The following is a 25,841-nucleotide window of genomic DNA, read 5'->3' on the forward strand; positions in this document are numbered from 1 at the left end:
ACGGCGCATGAAGGACCTGCGCAAGCAGCCGGGCTTCGATACGCTCGCCTGGATCTGCCTGTTCTTCCTCTATGCGCCGATCGTCGTGCTCGTCATCTTTTCCTTCAACGACAACCGCTCGGTCGTCAAATGGACGGAATTCAGCCTGCGCTGGTACAAGGCCGCCTTCGAGAATGACGGCATCCGCGAGGCCACGATCGTCTCGCTCCAGGTGGCGCTGGTGGCGATGGTCTTCTCGACCACTTTCGCCACGATGGCGGCGCTGGCCACCACGCGCGTGCGGCCCTTCAAGGGCCAAACGCTGGCCTACGCGGTCATCAACCAGCCGCTGATGGTGCCCGAGATCGTCACCGCCGTCGCCACGCTGGCCCTGTTCGGCATCATCAAGCAGCTGACCGGCATCACCGGCATCGGCTATCTGATGCTGGCGCATACCGTCTTCTGCATCCCCTTCGCCTACATGCCCATCCGCGCGCGGCTCGAGGACATGAACCTCACGCTCGAGCAGGCGGCGGCCGACCTTTATGCGACCCCCTTCCAAGTCTTCCGCAAGGTCACGATGCCGCTCATGGCGCCGGGGATCGTGGCTGGCGCGATGCTCTCCTTCGTGGTCTCGCTCGACGATGTGATCATCACGCTTCTGGTGGCCGGCCCCGGCGAGACGACATTGCCGGTCTACATCCTCGGCCAGATCCGCCGGGGCATCACCCCCGAAATCAACGCCGTATCGACAGTGCTTTTGGCCCTGTCGGTGGTGCTGGTCTCGATCTTCTTCGTGATCGGGAACAAGAAGCGGGCATGAGGCCCGCGTTTGAAGTCAACCAACCGGAGGACTATCCATGACGACACCCACCAAACAGACGGCCGCGATCCTCGCCGGCGCCGTCGCCCTTGCCGGCCCCGCCTGGGCCGAGGGCGAGCTGAACATCTACAACTGGGGCAACTACACCAATCCCGAGCTGATCGAGAAGTTCGAGAAGGAATTCAACGTCGATGTGAGCCTCGACAGCTATGACAGCAACGAGATCATGCTGGCCAAGGTGCGCGAGGGCAACACCGGCTACGACATCGTCGTGCCGAGCGATTCGACCGCCCAGATCATGATCGAGCAGGGCCTTCTGGCCGAGGTGAAGCCGAACGAGATGGAGAACTTCTCGAACATGGATCCCAAATGGGTCGACGTCTATTGGGATCCGGGCCGCAACTACACCGTGCCGTGGCAGTGGGGCACGACCTCGTTCACCGTGGACAAGGAAGTCTATGACGGCGAGATCGACACGCTCGCGCTCATGTTCGATCCGCCCGAGGAGCTCAAGGGCCGCATCAACATGCTCAACGACATGCCCGAGGTCATCAACGCCGCGCTGCGCTATCGCGGCTATGACCGCTGCAACAGCAATACCGAAGAGCTGCGCGACGTCACCGAGCTTCTGACCAGCGCCAAGGAGCATTGGCGCACGATGGACTATGCCACGATCGAGAAGCTCACCTCGGGCGACGTGGACCTCAGCCAGACCTGGAACGGCGCCGCGATGCGCGCGCGCGACCAGCGCCCGACGCTGCAATACGCCTATCCCAAGGAAGGCTTCACCGGCTGGATGGACAACGCCGCCGTGCTCGCCGAAGCGCCGAACATGGAGAACGCCAAGCTTTTCATGAACTTCATCATGGAGCCTGAAAACGCGGCGCTGATCTCGAACTTCGCTCGCTATGCCAACGGCATTCAGGGCAGCGAGGAATTCATGGTTGAGGAGATGCAGAGCGCGCCCGAGATCGTGATGCCGGCGGATGCGCCCGCGCCCGATTTCGTCAAGCCCTGCCCGCAGGAAGTGACGGATCTCTACAACCGCATCTGGACGAAGCTGAAGCAATAAGGCACTGCATGCGGGGCGGGGCACGGATGAGCGCCCCGCCCCTTTTCGTGCCCGGCGCCCGTCTTTTCGGGCGATGCGGCCCCATGTGCCGCCCCCCGGCCAAGCCCCTGAGATCGATCCGAGGATGACCCGATGACGCCCCCGAATGCCGCTCCGACGCCCCGCGCTCTGGAAGCGCCCGCGCCCGATGCCGGCGCGCCCCTCGCCACCGCCGCCGCGCTCGCCGCGCCCGCGCCGCACGGCACCGCGCATCCGCATCCCGGACATGGCGGTCACAGCGCGCACGGCCCGGTCTCGACCGCGCATCAGATGGGCATCATGGAAGGCTTTCCGCCCGCCCCCGAGGCGATCCCCGGCCCCAGCAACTGGGATCTGCCGCCCTTCAACCGCTGGTCCTTCAGCAATATGCGCGCGCTTTTTCCCACCGCCGATGTGCCGCGTGGCGCGGGCCCGGTGCGCAGCCTGCCCGCCGCCCAGGAAGAGCTGCGGGGACTGAAGTTCACGACGCTCGCCGGCGCACGTCAGAGCGTGGGCGATTGGCTGGATGCAAGCTATACCGACGGATTCATGGTGATGAGCCGGGGCCGCATCGTGCATGAGAGCTATCCCGGCGGCCATGATCCGCTCAGCCCGCATCTGTCGCAATCGGTGGCGAAGTCCGTGGTCGGGATGCTGGCCGGCGTGCTCGAAAGCGAGGGGCTGATCGATCTGGCCGCGCCCATGCCCAGCCTCGTGCCCGAGCTTGCCCGCTCGGGCTATGCCGCGGCGACGCTGGGACAGGTGCTCGACATGCGCTCGGGCGTGCGTTTCAACGAGGATTACGGCACGCCCGGCTCGGACATGACGCGCATCGACATCGCCAGCGGCTGGCGCCCGGCCGAAGGCGGCCTGCCCGCCGCGACCATCCGCGACGTGATCCTGACCCTGCCGCAGGAGCGCCCGCACGGCGCCGCCTTCCATTATCGCTCGATCGAGACCGATGTGATCGCATGGGCGCTCGAGCGGGCGGCGGGCGCGCCCCTGGCGCAGCTTCTGTCGGACCGCATCTGGAGCCGCATGGGCGCCGAGCGGGACGCCTATTTCACTGTGGACGGCGCCGGAACCGCGCTGGCCGATGGCGGCTTCAACGCAACGATGCGCGACTACGCGCGCTTCGGCCAGCTCATCCTCGAGGGCGGCGCGTGGAACGGCGCGCAGATCATTCCAGAGGACTGGATCCGCGCCAGCGCCACCGGCGATCGCGCGGCCTTCGGCGAGCCCTATACCGCGACCTCGCCCAAGGGCGCCTATAGCCGCCAATGGTGGATCCATGACGCGGCGCGCGGCGATTTCATGGCCCGCGGCGTCTTCGGCCAGCTCATCTATCTCGATCCCAAGACCGAGTTTCTGGCCGTCAAACTGTCGAGCTGGCCCGATTTCCTGATCCATAGCTACACCGTGGACATGCTCCACGCCGTGACCGCGATCCGCGACGCGCTGGCGCCCGCCTGAGCCGATTGCAGCCCGCCGCACGCCCTGCCTATAGTGCCGGGCGCGCGGCGGGACGGATCGCGCACGAAGGGCGAAGGCACGGCGCATGCGCATCATTCACACCGCCGACTGGCACCTTGGCCACAGCCTCAACGGCTGGGGCCGCGAGGACGAGCACCGCGTCTTCTTCCGGCGCCTCGCCGATGTGATCGAGGCCGAGCGCGCCGATATCCTGCTGGTCGCGGGCGACATCTTCGACAGCTCGAACCCCTCGGGCGAGGTGCAGCGCCTGCTCTACGAGGCGCTGGCCGACTTCCGGCGGCGGCGCCCGAACCTTGTCACCGTCATCAGCGGCGGAAATCACGACCCCGCCCAGCGCCTCGAAGCGCCGATGCCGGTGCTGCGCGCGCTCGGCGTGCATGTCGTGGCGACCGTGCAACGCCGAGAGGGCCGCATCGACGTCGCGCGCCATCTCGTGCCGGTGAACGGGCCGGACGGCACGCCCGCGCTCTACATTCTGGCGATCCCGTTCCTGCGCGCCTCGGATCTCGGCGGGCATGGCGCTTTCGAGGATGGGGTGAGCGGCGCGGCCCGGCGCTTCTATGCCGAAATCACCGAGCAGGCGGCCGAAATCGCAGGCGATCTGCCCATCATCGCGACCAGCCATCTGCATTGCGCCGGCGGGCTCGAGAGCGAGGGGGCCGAGCGGCGCATCCTGATCGGCGGCGCCCATGCGCTGCCGCCCGCCGTCTTTCCCGAGCGGCTGGCCTATGTCGCGCTCGGGCATCTGCACGGGCAGCAGACGCTGAAGGGCGGGCGCGTGCGCTACTCGGGGGCGTGCTTTCCGCTCTCGGCCTCAGAGATACGCCACGATCATGGCGTGACCCTGATCGAGATCGACAAGGGCGAGGCGGTGCACCGCCATGTTTCCATCCCCCGCCCCGCTGAGGTGCTGCGCATTCCCGCCTCGGGCACCGCCGCGCTCGCCGATCTGCCCGCCGCGCTCGATGCCGCCGCGCCGGACGAGGAGATGCCCATGGGCCTGCGCCCGATCGTCTATCTCGAGCTTGCGCCGACCGACGCGGCCTCGATCCTGATGACCGACGCCGCGCGCCTTGTGGCCGAGCGCGGGTTGCGGCTGGGCGGCGCGCGCGTGCACCGCGCCTCCGCGCCGGACGCGCCCGAGGCGCCACCCGTCGCCAGCCTGAGCGAGACGGACCCCGAAACCCTCTTCGCCGCCGCCTTCGAGGCGACGAACGGGATCGCGCCCGAGCCGCGCCATCTCGATGCGTTCCGCGACATTCTGGCGGGGGAATAGCCGGTGGATATCCTCCAAATCCGGGGCGAGAACATCGCCAGCCTCGCCCGCGCCTTCGATATCGCGCTCGACGCGCCCCCGCTCGTCGGGGCGGGGCTTTTCGCCATCACCGGGCCGACGGGATCGGGCAAATCGAGCCTGCTCGATGCGATGTGCCTTGCGCTATACGGCGATTGCCCGCGCCTCGGCGGCGCCGGCGCGGGCGACACCGTTCCCGATGTCAGCGGCGAGGCGCTGCAATCGAGCGATGCGCGCACGCTTCTGAGACGCGGCGCCGCCTCGGGCCATGCCACCGTGCGCTTCCGAGGCCGCGACGGCGAGGAATACGAGGCGCACTGGGGCGTTCGGCGCGCCTATAGCAAGGCCTCGGCCAAGCTTCAGGCCGTGGATCGCAGCATCACGCGCCTCGGCGACGGCACGATCCTGGAGAACCAGACGAAGCGCGTGAACGAGCGGATCGAGGATCTGACCGGCCTCAGCTATGACGAATTCCGCCGCTCGGTCCTGTTGGCGCAGGGCGATTTCGACAGCTTCCTCTCCGCCAAGAGCACCGAGCGCGCGGGCATTCTCGAGAAGGTCACCGGCACCGGGCTGTACCGCGATATCTCGAAGCGCGTCTTCGCCGCGCATGGCGCCGCCGAACAGGCGGTAGAGACGCTGGAGACGAAGCTGGGCGAGCACAAGGTTCTGAGCGACGAGGAGCGCGCGGCGCTCACCGACGAGCGGACCGCGCTCGACGAGGCGCGCAAAGCCGCCGCCGCCGCGCTGGCCGCCACGCGGCGGGACATCGCGCGGCACAAGGCGCTGAACGATGCCCGCGCGCGCAGCGGCGAGGCCGAAACCGCGCTCGAGGCGGCGGGGCGCGTCTGGGCCGCGCGTAAGGCGGATGCGGCGACGCTCGAGCGGCTGGGCCGCGCCGCGCGCATCCGCCCCGAGCACCGCGACCGGCGCGCCGCGCGCGACGCCGAGGCCAAGGCCCGCGCCGCCGAAACCGACGCCGAGGCCGAGGCGGCCACTGCCGCCGAAGCGCATGCCGCAGCCGAAGCCGCCTGGACCGATGCCCGCGGGGCGCATGCCGCGCTCGAGACGCGTTTCGCCGAGCTCGGTCCGGTCTGGGACAAGGCGGCCTCGCTCGATGCGCAGATCGCCCCTGCCCGCACCGAGGAGGCACGCGCCGCGAGCGCCCATGGGGAGGCGGAAGAGGCCGTCACCCAAGCCGAAGCCGCCCTGCGCGAGAGCGAGACCGCGCGCGAGACCATCGGCGCGCGGATACGCGATCTGGAAACCGCGCTCGCGCAGGAGCCGGAAGGCGCGGCGCTGGTCAGGGACTGGCCGGTGCTGAGCGACAGGCTCGAGCAGCGCATCGCGGCCGCCCGCGCAGAGGCCGAGGCCGCCGAGGAGGCCGCGGGGCTCGCGGCCGAGTTGGAGGAGGCCGACGCGCGCAAGGCGGAGCTCGGCCGGAAAATCAAGGAGGCGGAGGAGGCCGAAGCGCGGATCGAGGCCGAGATGGCCGGGCGCGCACCGCGCCGCGCCGCCTTGCAGGACAGCGCGCCGTCCGAACGGCTCGCCCGGCTGGGCCGCAGCGCGTCGAGCCTGCGCAGTCTTTCGGACCTCGCGCGCCAGCATGCCGAGACCGCAGCCGAAGCGCGCGATGCGCGGGATGGCAAGGCGAAGGACGAGGACGAGGCCGCACGCGCCGAGGCCGAAAGCGCGGAGGCGGCCAAGGACCGTCTGCGCGCCGAGGCGGCCATCGAGGCACTCGAGGCGCCGGCGGGCCGCGCGGGGGCCGCGCTCACGCCCGAGGCGCAGCATCTGCGGCTTCATCTGCGCGAGGGCGAGCCCTGTCCCGTCTGCCACGCGCGCCACCACCCTGCGATGGAGGATGACGCGGCCCGCGCGCTGGCCGAGGATCTGCAAGCGCGCCTCGCCGCCGCCCGAGACGCCGAGCGCCGCGCCATCGCCACCATCGAGCGCTGCACGACCCGCGCCGGAGAGGCGCGCGAGGCCGCCCGGCGCAAGGCCGACCGGCAGGCGGCGGCGACGGAGCGCCTCGCCCGGCTCGCCGAGGAGTTCGCCGAGACGATGGCCGCCGAGGCGGAGGGGCCGCTCGCCGCCGATCTGCCCGCCGGGCCCAAGGATGCCGCAGGTCCCCTGGCCGCGCTCGGCGCGAAGGTGAATGGCTGGCAGGAGCGGCTCGAAGCGGATGAGGCGGAGCTTCAGGCGCTCGACCGGCAGGCGCAGGCGGAGGAGGCCCGGCTCGCCACCCTGCGCCGCGAGATGCGCGCCCATGCCGACGCGCGTGCGGCGACCGACGCGCGAGATGCCGAAGCGCGGCGCGGCCATGAGGCCGCCGAGACGCGGCGCCGGAGCGAGGCCGCGCGGCGCGCGGCGCTCGACGAGAAGCTTGTCCGGGATTTCGGCGCGCTCGGTCTCGACTGGAGCGCGTTCGGCGTGGACGGCGCCGAGGCGCTGAGCGCGCTCGACGCGCGCAGGACGGCGCATGCCGAGGCCCGCGCGCAGCTTGGAACGCTGACCGAGCAGGAGGCGGAAGCCGCGCGCCGGATCGAGACCGCCCGCGCCCGGCTCGAAACCGATAGAGGCGCCGCCACCAAGGCCGCCGAAGCGCTCGCCGCCCGCCGCGCCGCCCTCGCCGAATTGACCGAGGCGCGCGGCAACCTGCTGGGCGGAGAGGACACATCGGCCCACCGCACCGCCTTCAACAAGCGGCGCATCGCGGCGCGCGATGCCGAAGCAGAAGCGAAGGACGCCCTCGGTACCAAGGCCGCCGCCCTGTCGAGCGCGCGCGCGACGCACACCGCCGCGATCCGTGCCCGCGAGGCCGCCGAGGCGCGCCGGATCGAGGCGGAGGCGGCACTCCAAGAGGCGCTCGGTCGCGCCGGGCTGGCCGCCGATGAGGCCGAGGCGCTGCTGGGCTGGAGCGACGAGAAGACCGCCGCCCTCGCCCGGAGCATCGAGACCGACCGCAAGGCACTGGCCGATGCCGAGCGCGACCGCGCGACGCGGCAGGCCGATCTCGCCAAGCTCGAGGCCGAGGGCGTGCCGGACATGCCACTGCCCGAGCTCGAGGAGCAGGAGGCCGCGCAGGAGGCCGAGGACGCGCGGCGGCTCGAACGGGTCGCGACGATCCGCGGCATCCTCGCGCGGGACGAGGACACGCGCGCGCGCATGGCCGGCATCGTCGCCGAGATCGCCACCGCCAAGGCGCATCAGGACACGCTCGGCGCGATCAACGCCGCCATCGGCTCGGCCAGCGGCGACAGGTTCGCGACCATCGCGCAGGAGGTGACGCTGGCGCTGCTGGTCGAGCGCGCCAACCACCATCTGGCCGATATCAAACCGCGCTACCGCCTCGCCAAGGGCGCGGGCAAGCTCTCGCTTCACGTCATCGACGAGGACATGGCAGGCGAAATCCGCTCAACCCGCAGCCTTTCGGGCGGCGAGCGTTTCCTCGTGTCGCTGGCGCTCGCCTTGGCGCTCGGGGCGGTCGCGGGTACCGGCGCCATCGCCGGCACTCTCTTTATCGACGAGGGGTTCGGCACGCTGGACGCGGCCAGCCTCGACATGGCGATCGACGCGCTCGAGGCGCTTCAGGCGCAGGGGCGCACGATCGGGGTCATCAGCCATGTTCAGGCGATGCAGGACCGCATTCCGGTACAGATCCGCATCAAGGCGCGCGGCGCGGGCGCGAGCGAGGTCGTGCTGAGCGGGGGCTGAGCCTCACCGCCCCGCCGCGAGCCAGAGCCATGAGCCGCCCGCAAGACCGCGTTCGAGCGCGCCGAAGAGCGCGGCCTGTGCGGTGATCGCATCGCAGGCGCCGCCCGGAACATCCGCAACCTCGGCATGAAGCTCCGCGCGCAGATCATCGTTGCCCACGGGGCGCAAGGCGGGACGGAAATAACCGCATCCCGCGCCTTGGAGCCGCCCGCTCAAGCCAGCCGGTATGGCGTCCAGCGCTTCGCCGGGAACGGCGAAGCGGGCGAGATGGTTGAGCATCGCCTCACGCTGCCCGATGGCCATTTTCAGTACAGGGCGGCGCCAATCCGCGACCGCCCTGAGAGCATCATCGTCGTCGCCCGCCACGAGGACGAGCGGCGCGATTTCGGAGCCCTTGAGCGCGGCGAAGCCCGACAGGCGCGTCGGCTCGTAGCCGTGCCGGAAAGACCAGCCCGCCATGGTGATCGCGCCCAGGGCCGGGCCGGGATGATCGCGGCCGAAGTCCCGCCAGATGCGCGGCTCCCGCACCTGCGGGCGCACGCCGTGGACGAGCGTGAGGCCGTCCAGGACATCATCCTTACCATCCCAGGCGAACGTCGCGCTCGGCTCCAGAACCTGCGTCTGGCCCTTCCACATCGCGCTCCAGAGGCTGAGCGGCGCGCCCTGCGGATCGCCCACGGCGATGCCTTCGGGCATGGGCGCGTGGACCGTGAAGGCGCCGTCGCCGTAGACGACGTGCAGATGGGGATGGATCCATTCCTCCTTGCACGCGATGGCCGTCATCCGGCTGCCCGGTGCGCCCAGATCCGCGTTGGCGCCATAGGGCAAGGCGGAAGGCGCGCAATCGCCGCCGGTCAGATCATAATCGATGGGCAGCGCCACCGCGACCTCGCAAAGCCGCGTGCCGGGCGCTCTTTCGTCGCCCCCGCCGATCACGGCGCAGACCTGCCGGGTGATACGGCGCGTCGGGGCGCGCTCATACCCTGTCGCCGCATCCATGAGCGCATGGGCGGCCATCCTGACGCCCGTCCCGCGCGGGCCCGTCATCACCTCGTCGGGCAGCCGGCGCGTCTCGGAATCGGAATAGAGCGTGATCGGCTGCGAAAACCGCGGGAAGGCCCGCCCCGGCGCGGGCGCGGCGCGCGGGCCGCCGACAAGATCGGCCAGACCCCTGATCCGATAAAGCTGGCTCGACTGGGCGCTGAAGGCGCTGCTGGCGTCGCGCATCGCGCTGCGTAGCGCAGTATATTCGGGATCGTTAGGATCGCCCTCGGTCTGCCCCTTGGCGTCGAGATAAGCATCGAGCGCGGCTTGCGCGCCCATATAGGTTTCGCCCGCCCTGTCCGAGCGCTCCGTGGTCAGCGCCACGAGGCCGGCAATGATCTTCGCGTCGAGCGCCGAGGCCGGGATGCTCGCGGCCCCGCCCTTGTAGAGCGCGCCCAGATCGAGACCGGCCAAGACCTCGTCCAGAAGCGCATACCCTTCCGCCAGATCGCCGAACTGGTAGCGCATGAGAATGCCTTCCTGGCTGAGCTCGCTTGCTTCCTCTTCGAGCACGGCAAGGCGGGCGCGGTCCTCCGCGATGCGGCGCTCCGCCTCGGCGTGCGTGATGTTGCCCAGCGACCAGAGCCAGGGCTGCGCCTCGGCCAGATCGCCGTAGGTGCGCACATCGGGCGGCGCCATCGCGCTCAGCATCATCACCGGGCTGCGCGCCTCGGGGCGCTCGATGCCCGTCAGGCGCGTCGAGGGCAGAAACGCCTCCGCAGCCACGATGAAGGCGATGGCACCGATCCACATCGCGCCGCGCCGCCATGTCGGCAACGCGCCGGCGAAGTTGGCCCGGGTTACGGTCCACCCGGCCACACCCAGCAGGATGATCAAGAGGACAATGACGGATATGGCGGAGACGGGTTCCATCGGGTCAGACCACCAGACGCCAGAGGATCTGGACGGCGCGATAGCCGAGATAGGCGATCAGAAGATTGCGCGGCTCGCGCAGGAGCCACTCCCAGAGACTGAATTTGGAAGGCGGCTGCGCGCGCGGCAGGGGCGCGGCCTCGCGGAATTCGGGCATGTCGCCGCCGATCTCGACATCGCGCGAGAGCACCTTGTGCAGCCATTCATATTGCTGGCGCTGCCAGTGCTGGCGCCCGAACTGGCGGCTCCAGCCGAAGGTGCCGTCGAGGAGTTGCACCACCTGCGGGCGCAGCCACGCCGGATAGGCGGGCCGCCGTGCCTCGTTGCCCCAGCCTGTCGCGGCGCAGACCATCTGGCGCAGCCGCGCGTCGAAATCCTGAAACTCGTCCAGCGCCTGAAGCTCGTCGCGGGCGAAGATGGCGCGCAGCGCCTCCGGCAGATCCCACATGTTGCGCTGCGTGGCGGCGGCGATATCCTCCATCGCCACCGTGACCGGCGAGCGGTCCACCCAACGATGCGCCGCGCGGTCGTAGTAGGAGCCATGCGCGTCGCGGCGCGCCTCGGTCTCCTCGCGCTCGACGATGGCATCGACATCGGCGGGCGGCGGCAACGCGGCGTCTGGCGCGGCCGTCTCGGGCGCGAGCAGCCCGCGCACCGCGTTGTAGTTGCGCGCGCTCCACGAATCGGACGGGCGGAACTTCAGCAGCCCGAGATCGTCCCGCAGGATCGCCGCCACATCCGCCGTCAACCAGTCGGGGCGGATGACGGGCAGAGGCTTCCAGACCGGCAGATCCTCGCGCGCCTCCTCCGGATCGGCCATGTGGGCGATGAAGTTGACCACATCCTCCCGGAACGCGCGCGCCTCCGGCGCGGGCAGCGCGATCAGCGCCTCGGCGCAGCGCGCGGCGAAGGCCGCCCCATCCGGGCCTCCGGCCACCATCCAGCGCGCCGCCCCTTCGACCAGCTTGCCGCGCGGCGAGGAATTGAAGCTCCAGCCGAGCGCGGCATCATGGTGCCATGTCAGGTTCGGCTGCGGCTGGGATACGTCTTGCGGCCCGGGCGCTTCGGGTGCCTCGGCAGGCGCCTCATCTTCGGGCGCTGCCGCTTCGGCTCGGCGCGCGGCCTCGGCGCGGGCCTGATCCTGCGCCCGCGCGCTGCGGCGCGCCGCGTCAAAGGCCTGCCGCAGCGCCATGAAGCCCGCGCGGTCCTCTTCGGGGCGCGTGGCCTTCAGAAGGCGCGCATAGGCCGCCTTGACCTCGGCCTCGGTCGCGGTACCGCGATCGAGGCCCAGCGCCTTGAAGGGATCAGTCGAAGACACCGGCGCCGTCCAGCCCCTCGAGCGTCTCCTCGATCCGCGCCCGCGTCTGCGCGATATGGCGCTTGTCATGGGTCGAGAGCGCCGCGTGGAACGTGCTGAGCAGCATCCCGATCTGCGTGCGCCGCTGGCCGAGCGCATTCTCATAAGCCGCCGTCACGCGGCTGATGAGCGCCTCGTTCACCGCCTCGTCGCGCGGGTGGATCTTGATCTTCTCAAGCTCCTTGAAGCGCTTGGCGATCGCCTCGGGGGTCATCGCGCCGGGCGAATTCTCGATGATGAGTGTCTTGGCCGCGCCCGTCGAGAGCACCGTCGCCAGCACCTCCAGCACGCCCGAGCTGTCATAGGTGAAGCGCACGTCCACCTTCTCATGCTCGGTCTTGTTGTAGGGCAGCGTCACCGCATAGGCGCCGATGCGGATATTGTCGCGCACATAAGGCGCCTCGCCCTGATAGATGTTGAGCGTGACCTGAGTCTGGCCCAGCTGCACCGTCTCGACCACTTCGCTGCGGCTGGCCGGGATGGTGGTGTTGCGCTCGATCAGCGGCACAAAGATGCCGGTCTCGTGCTGGTCCGGCCCGGTGCGGCGCGAGGATTCGAAGCCGAGCGTGAAGGGGCAGACATCCGTCATCACCACGTCATCCAGCGCCGCATCGCGCGCGATGAGGCCCGCCTGAACGCCCGCGCCCAGCGCGACCACCGTGTCGGGATCGAGCGCATGTTCGGGAAAGCGCTTGAAGAGCCGCGTGATGAGGGTGCGCACGGGCGCCATGCGCGTCGCGCCCCCGACCAGCACGATGCGGTCGATATCGCCGGCCGACAGGCCCGCATCGCCGATGGCGCGTTGCAGCGGCACCTTCATGCGGTTGGTCAGATCCTCGGTCAGCGTCTCGAAAAGATCGCGCGAGAGGCTGAGGTCGCGCTCTTCCTCGCCATGGCGGTAGGTCACGCCGGCACGCGGCTCGTCCGAGAGGCGGTGCTTGGCCTGATCTGCGAGCGCGCGCAGGCGCGAGAGGTCGGGCGGCGAAAGATCGTCGAGCTTAATGGCGAGCTGGCCCGCGAAATGCGCCACGATCCGGTCGGTGAAATCCTCGCCCCCTAGGAAGGCGTCCCCGGCGGAGGCGCGGACCTCCATGACGCCCGAGAACATCTCTAGGATCGACACGTCGAACGTGCCGCCGCCCAGATCGACGATGAGAAAGGTGTTCTCGGCCTCCTTGTCCTGAAGACCATAAGCCAGCGCCGCCGCCGTCGGCTCGTTAATGAGGCGGCGCACCTTGAGGCCCGCAAGCTCGGCGGCGTGGATCGTCGCCTTGCGCTGGATCTCGTTGAAATAGGCCGGGACCGAGATCACGGCCTCGGTCACGCTCTCGCCCAGATGCGCCTCGGCATCGCGGCGCAAGGCGCGCAGCACCATGCTCGACAGATCCTCGGGGCTATAGGGCTTGCCGCGCAGGGCGGTGGACTTGTCCGTGCCCATCAGCCGCTTGAAACGCGCGGCAGTGGCCTCGGGCGAATTGATGAGATGATCGCGCGCCGAGGCGCCGACGATGACCGCGCCCGAGGCGTCCATATGCACCGCAGAGGGCGTCAGCGGCTTGCCGAGCGCGTTCGGGATGAGGACGGGGCCCTCATCCGTGAAAACCGAAACGAGCGAATTGGTCGTCCCGAGGTCTATACCGATAATCATGAATTATGCCCCGCCTTGACTTGGCCTATCGCTACCGCCCGAACCCGCCCGGCACAATGGCCAAGCGGGATCGGCGGCGCCTGCGGGGCGGGATGTGTCAGTGGCGCAATTTGGCGATCGCGTCGAGTTCGGAGGCGCTGATGCCGGTGGCCTGCGCGATGCTCATCTCGGGCTGGCCGGTGCGGGCCATGCTGACCGCCTGCTCGATCATCCGGTCGCTCACCAGCCAGTCGAAATCCTTGCGCATTTCGTCGACCTGCACACCGATGCGGCGCAGATCGCGGGCGGAGTCGACCGCTTCGGCACGCACGGCGGCGCGGTGCGCGCGCGATGAGCGCCAGGTCGCGATGGCCGCCAGGATGACGAGGACGGGCAGAAAGAGGATTATCGAGCCGGCGGCGCCCAGAACGATCATGTCAATATAGGTCATTGAGGTCTCTTTCGCTTAGCGCATCAACGCGCTGTAGTCCTGGAAGATGCTTTCGGTGATGGCGCCCGCGTCGATGGGATAACGCCCCTCGGCGAGTGCCTCCTTGATGCGCCCGACGCGCTCGGCATCGAAGGGCGGGCCCGCCTCGGTAAGGCGCTGGATGGTCTGGATCGAGGCCGCATCGCCCTGACGCACCTTGTCGGGCGCGCCGACCGGCTGGCCGTGGCGCGCATTGCCGACGCCCTGCGCGCCGCTGTCGGTCTGGACGGACATGAGGCGCAAGCGCGCCGCGCCGGATGAATTGACCGCATCTACCATTGGATACCTCCGATTCCCCGCTGAAAGAGCGGTGTTCGTATGCTGGTGAACGTCCTCACCTCACCGAATGTTAGGCCGCACGGCCACTTTGTTCGGACCGGCGACGCGCACATGCACGATTTCCCCGCTATTGGCGTTCTCGGCGCGGATCTCCTGACCGATCTGCCCGTTTTCGAGCGCGATCCCCGCCGCCTCGATGCTGGCCGCGCCATGGCGCGCCACGATGGTGACGGGCGCGCCGGCCGTCACCGCCCAGTCATGCTCGAGATGGCGCGGCAGGAGCGCCTGCCCCGCGCCGAGATTGCTGCGCAGCCGCCTTCCCACGGCCTCGGCGGGATCGCGCAGCAGATCGCCCTGCCCCGCCGCCGGCACCTCGCCGAGGACGAGATCGCCCGGCGCGAGGATCGTACCGCGCGCGAGGCTGCGTGCGAGGATGAGCGCGCGGGTGTCCGGCTGCGCCGCGCCGGGCGTGGCGGCGCGCACCGCGCCCGGTGCGCCATCGAGGCGGATCACGCGCGACCATGCGCCGGCGCAGCCGAGCCGGACAGCGCGCCAATCCCCCGCCATGGGCGTGGCATCGAGCGCCCCGGCGCAGGGCGGGAAGCCCCGGTTGGACGAAAGGACCGGCACGCCGCTCACGCCTGCCGCTTCGGTCGCCTCGCGAATCGCCGCGCGCGCATCCTCGCCGGTGACCGGCGCGCCATGAGCGGGCAGCGCGAGCGCCGCCAGCAGGGCCACGAGCGCGCGCCTCACAGACCCGCCTCGAGGAAATAGACGCGCCGCCCATGATAGACGCCCGGCGCGCGCGTCGGATCGAGCGGGCGCAGGGCGGCCGAGCGCGCACCGAGCTGCGTGATCTCGAGAATGTCGAAATTGCCGCCCGCGTCGTCCACGAAGGCGAGGCTGGCGCGGGTGAGGCCGTGCGCGGTGCCGATGGGCACGCTCAGCCCGTTGCTGCTCATCACGATGCGCGCCTCGGGCGCCTCGCAGGAGAGCGCGTCGAGCATCGCGCGCACCTCTTGCAGGATGCCGTCCGTCAGCGCCGCCTCGGCCGCGCTGCGGCTGGAGCCGGTCAGATAGCCCAGCGTGCCGCCCCCCGGCACCCGCGCCGCCCGTGCGAAGCTGCGCCGATCGATTCGCCCATCCGGCCCGAGAAAGGCCAGCTCCATGCCCAGATGCACCGTCTTGCCCCGAGCCTCGACCGCGATGCTCTGCGCAAGGCGGTGATCGCCGGGCGCGGGGACCGAGCTTCCGCGCGTGAGCGCCTGGTAATCGAGCGATGCCGCGACCGGCGCGTCGAAGACGGGCGCCACGCTGTCCAGCTGCGTGCCCGGATGTCCGCGCAGCAGCGCGGCCACGTCGAGCGCGAGGCGATGCGCCAGCGGATCGGCCCAGGCGGGCGCGCCGGGCGCGACCGCGATCACCGGGGGTGTCGCCGAAACGATAAGCCGCCGCCGCGCGCCGCAGCCCTCTTCGGGCGCAGGACCGACGAGCGCGCTCACACGCACCGTCCAGAGCGCGCCGTCGAGGCGCGCCGACACAAGCTCGTGCGACAGGATGCGGCCGGTGGGGCGCAGGATGGCGAGGTCCGCCGTGATGCGCCCCTTGTCCATCACCGTGTGCCCCTTGAGAGCCGCGCCGCCGCTCAGCGCCGCCGAGAAGAGCGCCTCGGCGATGGCGCGCCGCCGCGCCGCGTCTCTGTCGGCGGCGCTCGCCACATAGGCATTGCCCACCGCCTCGACGCGCAGCGCCTCGCCCGCGCTTGCGCCCGAAGGCACCGCGAGCGCGCTCAACGCCAGCGCAAGAAGGGCCCCCACCCAGCGCCGCATCGCCTAGCGCCTCTGCCGCGCGGCGCGCAGGATATAGGCGACCGTATCGGGATCGAGCGCCATCGTGACCGAATAGCCGTCCTCGCCCTTGGGCGTGATGGCCAGCGTGCGCGCGCCCCGGATCTCGCCCGCGACGATGCCGCGCACCGCATCGCTCACCAGCACCTCGTCGCGCAAGGTGGTCTGCGCATCGAGGCTGATGCCGTGGATCTGCTCGGTCAGATCGCGCAGGGCCTCCATCCGGGCGGCGCGGATCGCCATGAGGCGCTTCTCATTGATCGACGCGCCAGGCTGCGTGCGCACCTGCGACATGCCGGTGCCGATGAACTGCACCGGCGCGGGCGCGGCGGCGGGCACGGCGGGAGCGGTCAGCGCATCGCGCGTCTCGGCCAATGCCGTGGTGCGCGCGCTCGCATCCTCGGGAAGCGCGTCGACCGCGCTGCGCGGCCCCTGCGTGCAGGCGGCCAGCGCCACGAGCGCGAGCGGCATGATCTTGGGATAGACGGATTTCAGCGACATCGGATCCTCTTCGGTGGCGGCTTCTTCGGCGCGGGCGGCGCCCGTCGGGGCGATACCTGCAAGCTGCGTGCCACCCCCGGCACGCCCTCGGCGGGCTCTGCGGAAGACCGCCCACGGCCGGACGGCGCGCGCGCCGCGCCTTGGCATGGCATTTGCACGCCCCCTTGCGAGACGAGACACGCCGCGAAGGACAGATCATGGCCGCGACCAGCCCTGCCGCCTTGCGCCCCCAACTGGGGGGCAGCCTGATGCCCCTCGGCATTCTGGCGATCGTGGCGATGATGGTGCTGCCGCTACCGCTCGCGCTGCTCGACATCTTCTTCGTCTTCAACATCCTTCTGTCGCTGCTCGTGCTGATGGTCGCGCTGCACAGCTATCGCCCGCTCGATTTCTCGTCCTTCCCGTCCGTCCTGCTGATCGCCACCGTCCTGCGCCTCGCGCTCAACGTAGCCTCGACGCGGATCGTGCTGACGGACGGCCATAACGGCAGCGGCGCCGCGGGCCGGGTCATCGAAGCCTTCGGCAATTTCGTGATCGCGGGCAATTTCGCGGTCGGCCTCGTGGTCTTCGTGATCCTCGTCATCATCAACCTCGTCGTCATCACCAAGGGCGCAGGGCGGGTCTCGGAAGTCTCGGCGCGCTTCACGCTCGATGCGATGCCGGGCAAGCAGATGGCCATCGACGCCGATCTGAACGCGGGCCTTCTGACGCCCGAGCAGGCCCGCGCGCGCCGTGCCGAAGTCGGCGAAGAGGCCGATTTCTACGGCGCTATGGACGGCGCGTCGAAATTCGTGAAGGGCGACGCGATCGCGGGCATCTTGATCCTGATCGCCAACATCGTCGGCGGCATCATCATCGGCACCTCGCAGCACGGGCTGAGCTTCGGCGCGGCGGCCGAGACCTATGTGCTCCTGTCGATCGGCGACGGCCTCGTCGCGCAGATCCCCTCGCTGCTCCTGTCCATCGCGACCGCCGTGATCGTCACGCGCGTCGCCTCGACGCATGACATGGCGGGGCATATCAGCTCGCAGATCATGCTGAGCCGCGCGCTCGCGCCCGTGGCTGCCGTGCTGGCGATCATGGGCCTCATTCCGGGCATGCCCAATGTCCTCTTCCTGCTCGCCGCCGCAGGTGCGGGCGCCGCCGCATGGGCCGCGCGCCCCAAGGCCGCGCCCGAAGGCGCGCAGGCCCCCGCGCGCGTGGGGCAAGTGCCGCGCCCCGCCGCCCTGCCCGCGCCCGGCGGCGCCGAGAACGGCCCGGACACGCCGGACGCCAAGAGCGGAGCGATCACGCCCGACGAGGTGACGGATTACGCGCCCATCACGATCCAGATCGGCCTCGGGCTCATCCCGCTCGTGGAAGAAGGCGAAGGCGGCTCGCTCGTCTCGCGCATCACCGGCATCCGGCGCGAGGTGTCGAAGGCGATGGGCTTCGTCATCCCCGGCGTGCGCATCCGCGACGACATGAGCCTGCCGGCCAACACCTACCGCATCCGCATCCGCCAGGCCGTGGTGGCCGAGGATCAGGCGCATCCGGGCCGCAAGCTCGCCCTGCCCGGCGGCGGCACCACGCGCAAGCTGCGCGGGATCGAATGCAAGGATCCGTCCTTCGGCATGGACGCCGTCTGGATCCAGCCCCATCAGCAGACCGAGGCCGAGGCCGACGATTATGTCGTGGTCGAACCCGCCTCGGTGATCGCGACGCATCTGAGCCAGATGCTCTACGCCCACGCGGCGGATCTGATCGGCGCCGATGACGTTCAGGACCTTCTGGAAAACCTCGAACGCTCTCAGCCCACGCTGGTCGAGCAGATCATCCCCAAGCTGGTGCCGCATCACATCCTGACCGCCGTCCTGCGCGCCCTTCTGACCGAGCGCATGCCGATCTCGGACCTGCCGCGCATCCTCGAGGATCTGGCCGGGATGCAAGGGCGCATCGACAGCGTGCAGGACATGGCCGAGGCGCTGCGCCCCGCACTCGCGCCGCAGCTTCTCCAGCAGATCGCGCCGCTCAAGGAGGCGCTGCCGCTCATCACGCTCGCGCCCGATCTCGAGGATCTGCTGACGCGCTCGCAGCAGGGCATGGCGGGGCTCATCGTCGAGCAGGGCCTGACGCGCAGCATCCTCACGCAGATCAACGCCGCCGAAGAGGCGCTCGCGGGCCAGGGACGCCAATCGGTGATCGTGGTCTCGGCGGCGCTGCGGCGCGCCTTCGCCGGGTTCCTGCGCGCGCATGGCGCCTCGGGGATCGTCATGGCCGTCTCCGAGCTGCCCGACAACCGCCGGGTCGAGATCGCCGCCACCGTCGGCGCGGCGGCGGGAGGGACGACATGACCGCCCCTTTCTGCGTCGCCGCCTCCTCCACCGCCACTGACCGCCAAGGATTGACGACATGAGCATCATGACCTTTCGCGCCCCCGACAGCGTGACCGCGCTCGAACTGATCCAGAACCGGTTCGGGGAGGAGGCCTATATCCTTTCGGCCACCCGCGTCGATGGCGGCGTCGAGATCACGGCGAGCGACGAGGCACCGGAAGGCGCGGCGGCGGTCAAGCCCGTGGCGAAACCCGCCGAGGAGCCCGCGCCCAAGCCGGAAGCCCACGCCGAAGTGCCCGAGAACGCCGCGCCGAGGCGCAGCGTGGTGGACATCCTGATCGACGACGCGGCGGAGGCCGCGCGGACGAGCGCGCCTGCGCTTGCCGAGGCCGAGGCACCTACGCGCGCGGACTCCGCCGCTGCGGACCCCGCCCGGATGCGCCGTGCGAGCGCGGCGGTCACCAAGCTGCCCCGCTTTCTCGATCCGGCCGCGCCGCGCCCCTTCGCGGAGATGCTGACCAAGGCCAAGCGCCGCGATCCCGTGGTCTCGGCGGAGGCGGCGCCCACGCCCGGCGCGGGCCTTGCCGCGACGCTCGGGCCGAGCGCGGCGCGCCTGCGCTCCGATCTGATGGCGGCGCCGCGCATCGTGCTCGCCGGCCCGCCGGGCGGCGGCAAGTCGCAGGCCGCGCTGCAACTGGCGCTGATGCGCGTCGATCACCTGCCGGGCCTGCGGATCGAGTTCTATTTCTGCGGCACCGGCTCGCATAGCGACGGCGCTTTCCTTGCGCAGAAGGCGCATCTGCTGGGTATCCAGACCCGGTTCGAGACAGCGGCCAACCTGCCCCAGCCCGCGCGCGACACCGTGCAGATCGTGGTGATCTCGGGCCGCGGCGGAAGCCGGACCGACGCCGCGCGCACCGCGCTGCGTTGCGAGGGCGCGGCGGGCGCGCTGGTCGCGCCCATGGGCGCCTCGGCGGCATGGCTGCGCGGCATGGCCGATCAATGGGCCGTGCTCGGGAAGGGCGTCATCCTGTCGGGCGAGACAGAGGACGGGCGGGACGGCGAGGACGCGATCGCGGCGGGGCTGCGGCCGCTCTGGCTCTCGGCGGATGACCGTCTCTCGGGCGGGCTGACGGCGCTTTCGTCGCGCAGCGTTCAGGACGTGCCGGCCGTTGCCGAAGACACCGCGCCCGAAAGCGGCGACGGGGAGGGCGCATCCGCCTTGCCAGAGCCGCAGGCGCAACCCGAGCCGCAAGCGCAGCCCGAGCCTTCCGCACCCGATGTGCCGCCGCCGCTCGTCTTCCGCCACCGCCGCGCAACCGGGGAGGCCAAGACATGATCGCACCGCAGGGCTATGCCGAACAGCGCCCCGATCCGGCGCGCCTGATCGAGGAGCACATGCCGCTCGTACGGCGCCTCGCCTGGCATTTCCAGGGCCGCGTGGGGCGCTTCGTCGAGATCGAGGACCTGCTTCAGGCGGGCTATCTGGGCCTCGTGGATGCCTCGCAGCGCTATTCGGTCCAGGACGGGGTGACCTTCGGCGCCTATGCCGCGATCCGCATTCGCGGCTCGATCATCGACCATCTGCGCCGCAATTCCAACCTCTGCCGCAGCACGATCACCATGCGCCAGACGATCGAGCGCACGCGCCGCAAGCTGTCGCAGACCTTGGGCCGAGAGCCCGAGACGGCCGAGCTGGCCGACGCGCTCGAGATGAGCCTCGAGGATTTCCAGAACTGGGAGGCGAAATTCCAGACCAACCAGCTCAAGTCGCTGGACGAGGTCTATACCGATCACTCGATGCTCTTCAGCGATACGGCCAGCACCGCCGAGGACGAGGTCGAACAGACCCAGCTCAAGGCGCTGCTGCGCCTCGCGCTCGGCGAGATACCCGAGCGCTCGGCGCTTGTGCTGCAACTCTACTATGTCGAGGAATTGAACGTCTACGAGATCGCCGCGATCCTCGATGTGACGACGGGGCGCGTGTCGCAGATCAAGAAGGCCGCCGTCACGCAACTGCGCGAGATCATCGAGCGCCGCATGCGCGAGCCCGGCGCCGCCTGAGCGGTCCGGTAGCCGCAGGCACGTATGCGCCGCACGCACTCCGCGCGGCGCAATGCCTCAGGTCACGTCAAATCAGATCGCCCAGCGCCTGGATGCGGCGCCGCACACCCGCGCGCGGGCAGACACCCTGCCGCAGGCGCGTCGCCAATCCGCACATGAGGCGGCTTTCCTCGTCCGCGCGGATCACGCAGAGCGTGCGCGAGAGGCCCTGCGCCACATCCGCCGCCTCGATCAGAAGATCGCGGCGCATCATGTCGAGAAGTTTGGCCGTCTCGCGTCGCAGAAGCGAGCGCGCCATCAGGCGGTGATCCTCTGACAGATGCGCGCCGAGCGGCGGCCGCGCCTTCGACAGGCCCGTGATCTGTTCGATCCGCACGCGGCTGAACGGCTTTTCCTCGACGTGGTCCACCCCCGCCTCGAGCAATTGGGTCATCGTCAGATCGTCGAGATAGGCGGTCAGCCCGCAGATATAGGGTTTGCGCTCGCCCTGAAGACCCCGGATGCGCCGCGCCGTGTCGGCACCGTTGAGGCCCGGCATCTCCCGGTCGAGAAAGATCATGCGCGGCCATTCCGTCTCCGGGCGCGATAGAAGCTCGACCGCCGCCGCGCCGTCATCGACCGCTTCGGCATCGAAGCCATGGCTGCGCAGGGTCGCCGTCAGGATCTCGCGGCTGACCGCGTCGTCATCGATGACGAGGATCCGGTCCATCGGCGCCAGATCGAGCCCCTCGCGGCGCGCGGTCTCCTTGATCTGCTCCTGCTGCTCGATCTCGAGAAAGGGCAGCGTGATGATGAAGGTCGTGCCCATGTCGGTTTCGGACTGCATCTCGATCATGCCGCCCGCATCGTCCACCGCACGCTTGACGAGCGAAAGGCCAACGCCCAGACCGACATCGATTTCCATCTCGCCGGCGCCGGTGCGGTAGGGCTCGAAGATATGGGGCCGCAGCGCCTCGGGCACGCCGGTGCCGCTGTCCCGGACGCTCAGCTCCAGAATGCGCTCGTCGCGTTTCGCGCGCACCTCGCAGCGCACCTCGCCGCCCGCGGGCGTGTGCTTGAGCGCGTTCGACACGAGGTTCGTCATGATGAGGAAGGCGGCGGTCGGATCGACCGGAACTTCCTTGAGCGCGGCGCCGTAGGCCGCGCCCTCGAGCCGGATCTTGTTACGCTCGGCGGTGGGCGCGTATTGGCGCAGCAGCCGGTCGATGAGATCAGAGGGCAGAAGTCGGCTCGCGCGATGCGCCGAGCCGCGGCTTAGGCTGAGGATCGAGCTGTATTGCGTCAGCGCATCGCGCGCCGCCTCCTCGATCTGATGCGCGCGGTTCGCCGTCTCCTCGTCGAGGCCGGGCTGCTGTTGCAGCGTTTCGGCGGCGCTCACCAGCGTCGAGAGCGGCGTGCGCATCTCGTGCGACATGAGGCGGATGAAATCGTCGCGTACACGCTGCGCGGCGGCGAGCTGCGCATTGAGCTCGCGCACTTCCTTGAGGCGGCGGGACTCGGTCATGTCGCGGATCACGACGAAGAACTCGGCGCGGCGCGAGACCATCCGCTCGGTCAGGCTGATCTCCACCGGAATATCCCCATCGCCGAGCGGTATGATCGCATCGAAGGGTTGCGCGGCGTCGGGCGCGAGGTGGCTTTCCCCGACACCGGGCGTGAAGAGACGGCCCTGACGGTCTCCGATATCCACCATCTCCTCGAGCGTGCGGCCGCGGATCCGCGCCTCGGGCCGCCCAAGGAGCTTTTCCATCGCGGGATTGGCAAGAACGAAGCGCCCCATGCCGTTCAGAACGCCCATCCCCGCCTGCGCGTTTTCGAAAAATGCGCTGAAACGTTCGCTGACGGCCTGGCGCTCGAACGCGTTGTAGCCCGCGGCCGACTGACTGCGCCGCAGCTTGGTCAGGTCCGCCATCGTGGCCGTCTGCTGGATGCGCACGGCGGCGACCGCGAGGCCGGTGGCCGTGTTGATGCGGCGGATCTGCCCCTTGAGCCGCCTCTCGCCGTCAAGAAACGCGAAAGGCGTCTGCTTGGACCGCTTGAGGCCCATGGCGAGCGTATCGCTGCCCTCGTTTCCGGCGAGGTAGCCTACAAGCGACGCGGTGCAGCCGAGGCGCTCCAGCGCCGCATTCTCGAATATCAGCCGCCCTTCCCCGTCGAAGACCGCGACGGGGTCAGGGCTGTCCCGAATGAATTCGAGGACAGCTTCGAGCTTGGGATCATCGATCTTCATGTGCGCCGAAATACTGAAGGCCGGGGGCCTCCGGGCGGTTGAGATACACCTTCACGCAGCAGCGCCCGTCTCCCGCCGCGATGGTTTCCTGCAATTCGACATTCGCCTGACCCGACGCCTCGGAGGCGATCGTGCCGAAGACGTTCGACGTCATCATGCAGAGCGATTTGCGACCGAGCGCTTTTTCTCCGAAGGGGCAGCGGTCATTCGTGAGCGTGATGACGCCGTCCTCGACCGACGCGACGCGAAAGCCGCCGTCGATGCGCCGCTTGAGATCGACCAGTATCTCGCCGATCTCATCGGCGGACATGTCGCGCCGCCCGAAGGCCTGCGCGTAGGCATCGCTCAGCCGCTCGCCGATGGCCGTGCCGACGATACCGTAATAGCCCTCCGCATCCTCGAGCCCGATCACGTTCTCGAGCGAGGTCGTCAGATGCGCGATCATTTCGAGGTAGAAGCCGGTCCGGTCCAAATCCACCTGTTTCGTCTCCGGCATCAGTGCCCTCCAAAAAATTTGACCACTTGGAAAAATTCCGCAGGTGCTACGCCTTGGGCAGTGGTATTGATAACAACTGCAAAAGGCTGGTGATTGTTGCGGCCCGTACGAGATTTTCGCCTGAAGACCTGTCACGAAGAGCTGCTGAACTGCGCCGCACTTCATTAACGTTCAACGGATTTACCCTGCGCATCACGAGTGTCAACCATAGATTGCGCACAAAAGGACATGCTACCGCGTGGTCAAGGAAATCAAAATAATTGTTCCTTTTTTCGCACAGAAACGCGTCCTGCACACGACCTGTCAAGGCGCTCGAAAGATAGCATCCGCGAAATAGTTTTATCTTCCAAGGCAGTGCATCGGCAGTCGCCTCGACGCTCCGCGAAAGATGACGCTGCGGCACCCGACACCGACGAGCCAACCGTCTGCGCATCAACGATTCTTGCGCCCCGATGGCCCCAGGCGCGAAAAGCTGCCCGGCCCCATGCGCGCGGCGCGCGCCCTTCGCGCAAAACGTAATCGGGGCGTCAATCCGCCGCGCCCCCTGACCGGGCGCGACCGGCGCATCACGGTTCCGAAAACGGATCGAAAAGCGATTCTCGGCGCGTGCGCCCATCGCCCCTGCCATGATCCCGCGCCCCGCCGGGCACATCGCCGCGCTCAATTGTCCGAGTTCCAGGCGTCGATGAGATTGGTCAGATAGTCGCCCGTCGAATTGAGCTGCGTCACGATCTTTTCCATCTCGGTGAAGCGCGAGAGGTAGCGCAAGCGCACTTCCTCGCCGCGCGCCTCGAGTGCGGCCAGCGCCTCGGTCTCGTCCATGACGCTGTCTTGTAGCGCCTTTTCGCGCTGCGCGATTCCGCCATCGCTCGCCATGTTCTCGGTGACATAGGATTGCAGCGCCCCGACCATGCCCGGCGCGAAGGTGAGCGTGCCGCCCGAGGATGCGGCCTCCACCTCGATGGTGATCCCGCGCATCGGTCCGCTCGAGACGCGGTAGCTCCAGACGCCGTTCTCGCCTTCGGTGCCGAAAACCCGCGCGCCGTTCAGCGTCGCGGCGCCCGTCGCAGGATCGCGCTCGAACGTATAGCTGCCCGCCTCGGCGGCGCCCGCGGGCAACCCGCTGACCTTGACGCCCACGCCCGTGACGCTGTCGCGCACGAGCGGGTCGATCATCGCCGGATCGGCGCGGAGCGCCTTGGTGAAGGCGTCGGCATCGAGCGCATAGGTGCCGTCGCGCTGCGTGACGATCCCCAAATCGGCCAGATACACCCCCGCCCCGCCGAAGGCGCGGCCCAGCACGCGGTCGATCCCGCTCATCAGCCCTTCGCTGAGGCTGTCGCCCGCCAGATCGCCCTTGACACCGTCCCCGCCGAAGCCGCGCGCGGTGAGCGTGTCGATCATGCGGCGCGTGGCGTTGATGATCTCGACGAAGCTCTGCATCACCTCGAGCGCGCCATCGACATTGGGCGCGGCTGTGACGGTGGCGGGCGTCGACGTCACGCCATTGAGCGAAAGGCTCGCCCCCGGCAGCAGATCGTCCACCACATTGCTTGGCCGCGTCACCGCGATGCCATTCAGCCGCAAGAGCGCGTCCTCGGCCCCCTGCACCTGCGCGGCGCCCGGACCGCTCGCGAAGTCGAACGCGGCCAGCGCCGGGTCGGCCCCCGGCGCGACCGAGAAATTGAGCGCATTGGCCGCCCCTGTCTCGGAGAGGACGCCGAGCGAGAACGTCCCGTCCCCAAGGTCGATCACCCGCGCCGAGACGCCCGGCAAGGCGTCGAGTGCGCGCGCCATGTCCGAAAGCGTGCTTCCGGGCGCGAAATTGAGCGTACGCGCCGCCTCCGTCCCTTGCGCGAAGACCGGCGGCGTGTCCGCCGACCAACTGCCGATGCCGACGCTCATCGCGCCCGCGCCGATCTCGGCATCGGGCGAGGCGAAGCCGCCGAAGCTGAGCACCTGCGCCTGCGCGAGACGCTCGACCGCGACGGTCGAGCGGCCGGGCGCCAGCGCCTCGGGATCGGTCACGGTGACGCCGAGCGCGCCCGCATCGCTCGCGAGCGTGCGCGAGGAAAGCCCGCGCATCATGCCCAGCGCCTCGTCCAGCATCCCGGCCTGGCCGCGCAGCCGCTCGTACCCCGACAGACGCATCTCGGCGCTGTCGATGCGCGCATCGATCAATGCCTTGCGCGGCTCCGTCTCGGATTTCGCGAGCGTTTCGGAAAGCTCGGCGATATTGAGGCCGGTGCCGCCGGTGTTGAGTGAACTCAGGATATCCATGTGCGATGCCTTCCCCCTATGGGAGCGCAAACGGCGCGTTT

At 69.5% G+C, this 25,841-nt stretch carries 20 protein-coding genes; 8 read left to right on the forward strand and 12 right to left on the reverse strand.

Annotated elements, in window-relative coordinates:
• Positions 1–7 precede the first annotated feature (7 nt).
• The 5 genes from ACGRVM_RS05350 (at position 8) to ACGRVM_RS05370 (ending at position 8,397) form a co-directional block, all read left to right on the forward strand.
• The gene (locus ACGRVM_RS05350; protein WP_377169990.1) at positions 8–802 is read left to right on the forward strand and encodes an ABC transporter permease; all 795 of its coding nucleotides are present in this window, start codon (positions 8–10) and stop codon (positions 800–802) included.
• A 37-nt stretch (positions 803–839) separates the two neighbouring features.
• Positions 840–1,874 carry an extracellular solute-binding protein gene (locus ACGRVM_RS05355; RefSeq protein WP_377167933.1) on the forward strand — a complete coding sequence of 345 codons (1,035 nt, stop codon included), beginning with the start codon at positions 840–842 and terminating at the stop codon, positions 1,872–1,874.
• Between the two features lie 132 nt (positions 1,875–2,006).
• Positions 2,007–3,365, forward strand: coding sequence for a serine hydrolase domain-containing protein (locus ACGRVM_RS05360; RefSeq protein WP_377167931.1), 1,359 nt, complete (start codon positions 2,007–2,009; stop codon positions 3,363–3,365).
• A gap of 85 nt (positions 3,366–3,450) precedes the next feature.
• Positions 3,451–4,662, forward strand: coding sequence for an exonuclease subunit SbcD (sbcD, locus tag ACGRVM_RS05365; protein WP_377167929.1), 1,212 nt, complete (start codon positions 3,451–3,453; stop codon positions 4,660–4,662).
• Between the two features lie 3 nt (positions 4,663–4,665).
• The gene (locus ACGRVM_RS05370; protein ID WP_377167927.1) at positions 4,666–8,397 is read left to right on the forward strand and encodes an AAA family ATPase; all 3,732 of its coding nucleotides are present in this window, start codon (positions 4,666–4,668) and stop codon (positions 8,395–8,397) included.
• Between the two features lie 3 nt (positions 8,398–8,400).
• Here ACGRVM_RS05370 and ACGRVM_RS05375 read toward each other — a convergent pair whose 3' ends face one another.
• From ACGRVM_RS05375 to ACGRVM_RS05410, 8 genes are all read right to left on the reverse strand, one after another.
• On the reverse strand, positions 8,401–10,278 hold the full coding sequence (locus ACGRVM_RS05375) for a hypothetical protein (protein WP_377167925.1): 1,878 nt from the start codon (positions 10,276–10,278) through the stop codon (positions 8,401–8,403).
• Positions 10,279–10,318: 40 nt separating this feature from the next.
• Positions 10,319–11,632, reverse strand: a complete 1,314-nt coding sequence (locus tag ACGRVM_RS05380) for a hypothetical protein (protein ID WP_377167923.1) — start codon at positions 11,630–11,632, stop codon at positions 10,319–10,321.
• Positions 11,619–13,319 carry an Hsp70 family protein gene (locus tag ACGRVM_RS05385; RefSeq protein ID WP_377167921.1) on the reverse strand — a complete coding sequence of 567 codons (1,701 nt, stop codon included), beginning with the start codon at positions 13,317–13,319 and terminating at the stop codon, positions 11,619–11,621. Before ACGRVM_RS05385 ends, ACGRVM_RS05380 begins: the two co-directional genes overlap by 14 nt.
• Positions 13,320–13,416: 97 nt before the next feature.
• Positions 13,417–13,749 (reverse strand): hypothetical protein, encoded by a 333-nt coding sequence (locus ACGRVM_RS05390; RefSeq protein WP_377167919.1) that lies wholly within the window; start codon positions 13,747–13,749, stop codon positions 13,417–13,419.
• 15 nt (positions 13,750–13,764) lie between these two features.
• Entirely contained in the window at positions 13,765–14,067 is a 303-nt protein-coding gene (gene flgM, locus ACGRVM_RS05395) for a flagellar biosynthesis anti-sigma factor FlgM (RefSeq protein ID WP_377167917.1), read from the reverse strand.
• A 60-nt stretch (positions 14,068–14,127) separates the two neighbouring features.
• Positions 14,128–14,820: a flagellar basal body P-ring formation chaperone FlgA gene (gene flgA, locus ACGRVM_RS05400; RefSeq protein ID WP_377167915.1), complete on the reverse strand. Its 693-nt coding sequence runs from the start codon at positions 14,818–14,820 to the stop codon at positions 14,128–14,130.
• Positions 14,817–15,896, reverse strand: a complete 1,080-nt coding sequence (locus tag ACGRVM_RS05405; protein ID WP_377167913.1) for a hypothetical protein — start codon at positions 15,894–15,896, stop codon at positions 14,817–14,819. The genes flgA and ACGRVM_RS05405 overlap by 4 nt, the downstream gene beginning before the upstream one ends.
• Before the next feature lie 3 nt (positions 15,897–15,899).
• Complete coding sequence (locus ACGRVM_RS05410) at positions 15,900–16,415, reverse strand: LPP20 family lipoprotein (protein WP_377167911.1); 516 nt, start codon at positions 16,413–16,415, stop codon at positions 15,900–15,902.
• Positions 16,416–16,612: 197 nt separating this feature from the next.
• Between ACGRVM_RS05410 and flhA the strand changes: the two genes are divergently transcribed.
• Genes flhA through ACGRVM_RS05425 form a run of 3 tightly spaced genes read left to right on the forward strand, consistent with a single transcriptional unit; the run spans position 16,613 to position 20,794 of the window.
• Positions 16,613–18,748: a flagellar biosynthesis protein FlhA gene (flhA, locus tag ACGRVM_RS05415; RefSeq protein WP_377167909.1), complete on the forward strand. Its 2,136-nt coding sequence runs from the start codon at positions 16,613–16,615 to the stop codon at positions 18,746–18,748.
• Between the two features lie 58 nt (positions 18,749–18,806).
• Complete coding sequence (locus ACGRVM_RS05420) at positions 18,807–20,069, forward strand: flagellar biosynthesis protein FlhF (protein WP_377167907.1); 1,263 nt, start codon at positions 18,807–18,809, stop codon at positions 20,067–20,069.
• Complete coding sequence (locus ACGRVM_RS05425) at positions 20,066–20,794, forward strand: sigma-70 family RNA polymerase sigma factor (RefSeq protein WP_377167905.1); 729 nt, start codon at positions 20,066–20,068, stop codon at positions 20,792–20,794. Before ACGRVM_RS05420 ends, ACGRVM_RS05425 begins: the two co-directional genes overlap by 4 nt.
• Before the next feature lie 67 nt (positions 20,795–20,861).
• Here the strand turns inward: ACGRVM_RS05425 and ACGRVM_RS05430 are convergent, their stop codons facing one another.
• The 4 genes from ACGRVM_RS05430 to fliD are packed head-to-tail and all read right to left on the reverse strand — an operon-like array spanning position 20,862 to position 25,800.
• The gene (locus tag ACGRVM_RS05430; RefSeq protein ID WP_377167903.1) at positions 20,862–23,024 is read right to left on the reverse strand and encodes a hybrid sensor histidine kinase/response regulator; all 2,163 of its coding nucleotides are present in this window, start codon (positions 23,022–23,024) and stop codon (positions 20,862–20,864) included.
• Entirely contained in the window at positions 23,011–23,520 is a 510-nt protein-coding gene (locus ACGRVM_RS05435; RefSeq protein ID WP_377167901.1) for a methanogen output domain 1-containing protein, read from the reverse strand. The genes ACGRVM_RS05430 and ACGRVM_RS05435 overlap by 14 nt, the downstream gene beginning before the upstream one ends.
• A 46-nt stretch (positions 23,521–23,566) precedes the next feature.
• On the reverse strand, positions 23,567–24,148 hold the full coding sequence (locus tag ACGRVM_RS05440) for a hypothetical protein (protein WP_377167899.1): 582 nt from the start codon (positions 24,146–24,148) through the stop codon (positions 23,567–23,569).
• A 32-nt stretch (positions 24,149–24,180) separates the two neighbouring features.
• Entirely contained in the window at positions 24,181–25,800 is a 1,620-nt protein-coding gene (fliD, locus tag ACGRVM_RS05445; protein WP_377167897.1) for a flagellar filament capping protein FliD, read from the reverse strand.
• Positions 25,801–25,841 lie beyond the last annotated feature (41 nt).

Origin of the sequence: Roseovarius aquimarinus (genome assembly GCF_043661195.1) — a bacterium.
Lineage (GTDB): Bacteria > Pseudomonadota > Alphaproteobacteria > Rhodobacterales > Rhodobacteraceae > Roseovarius > Roseovarius aquimarinus.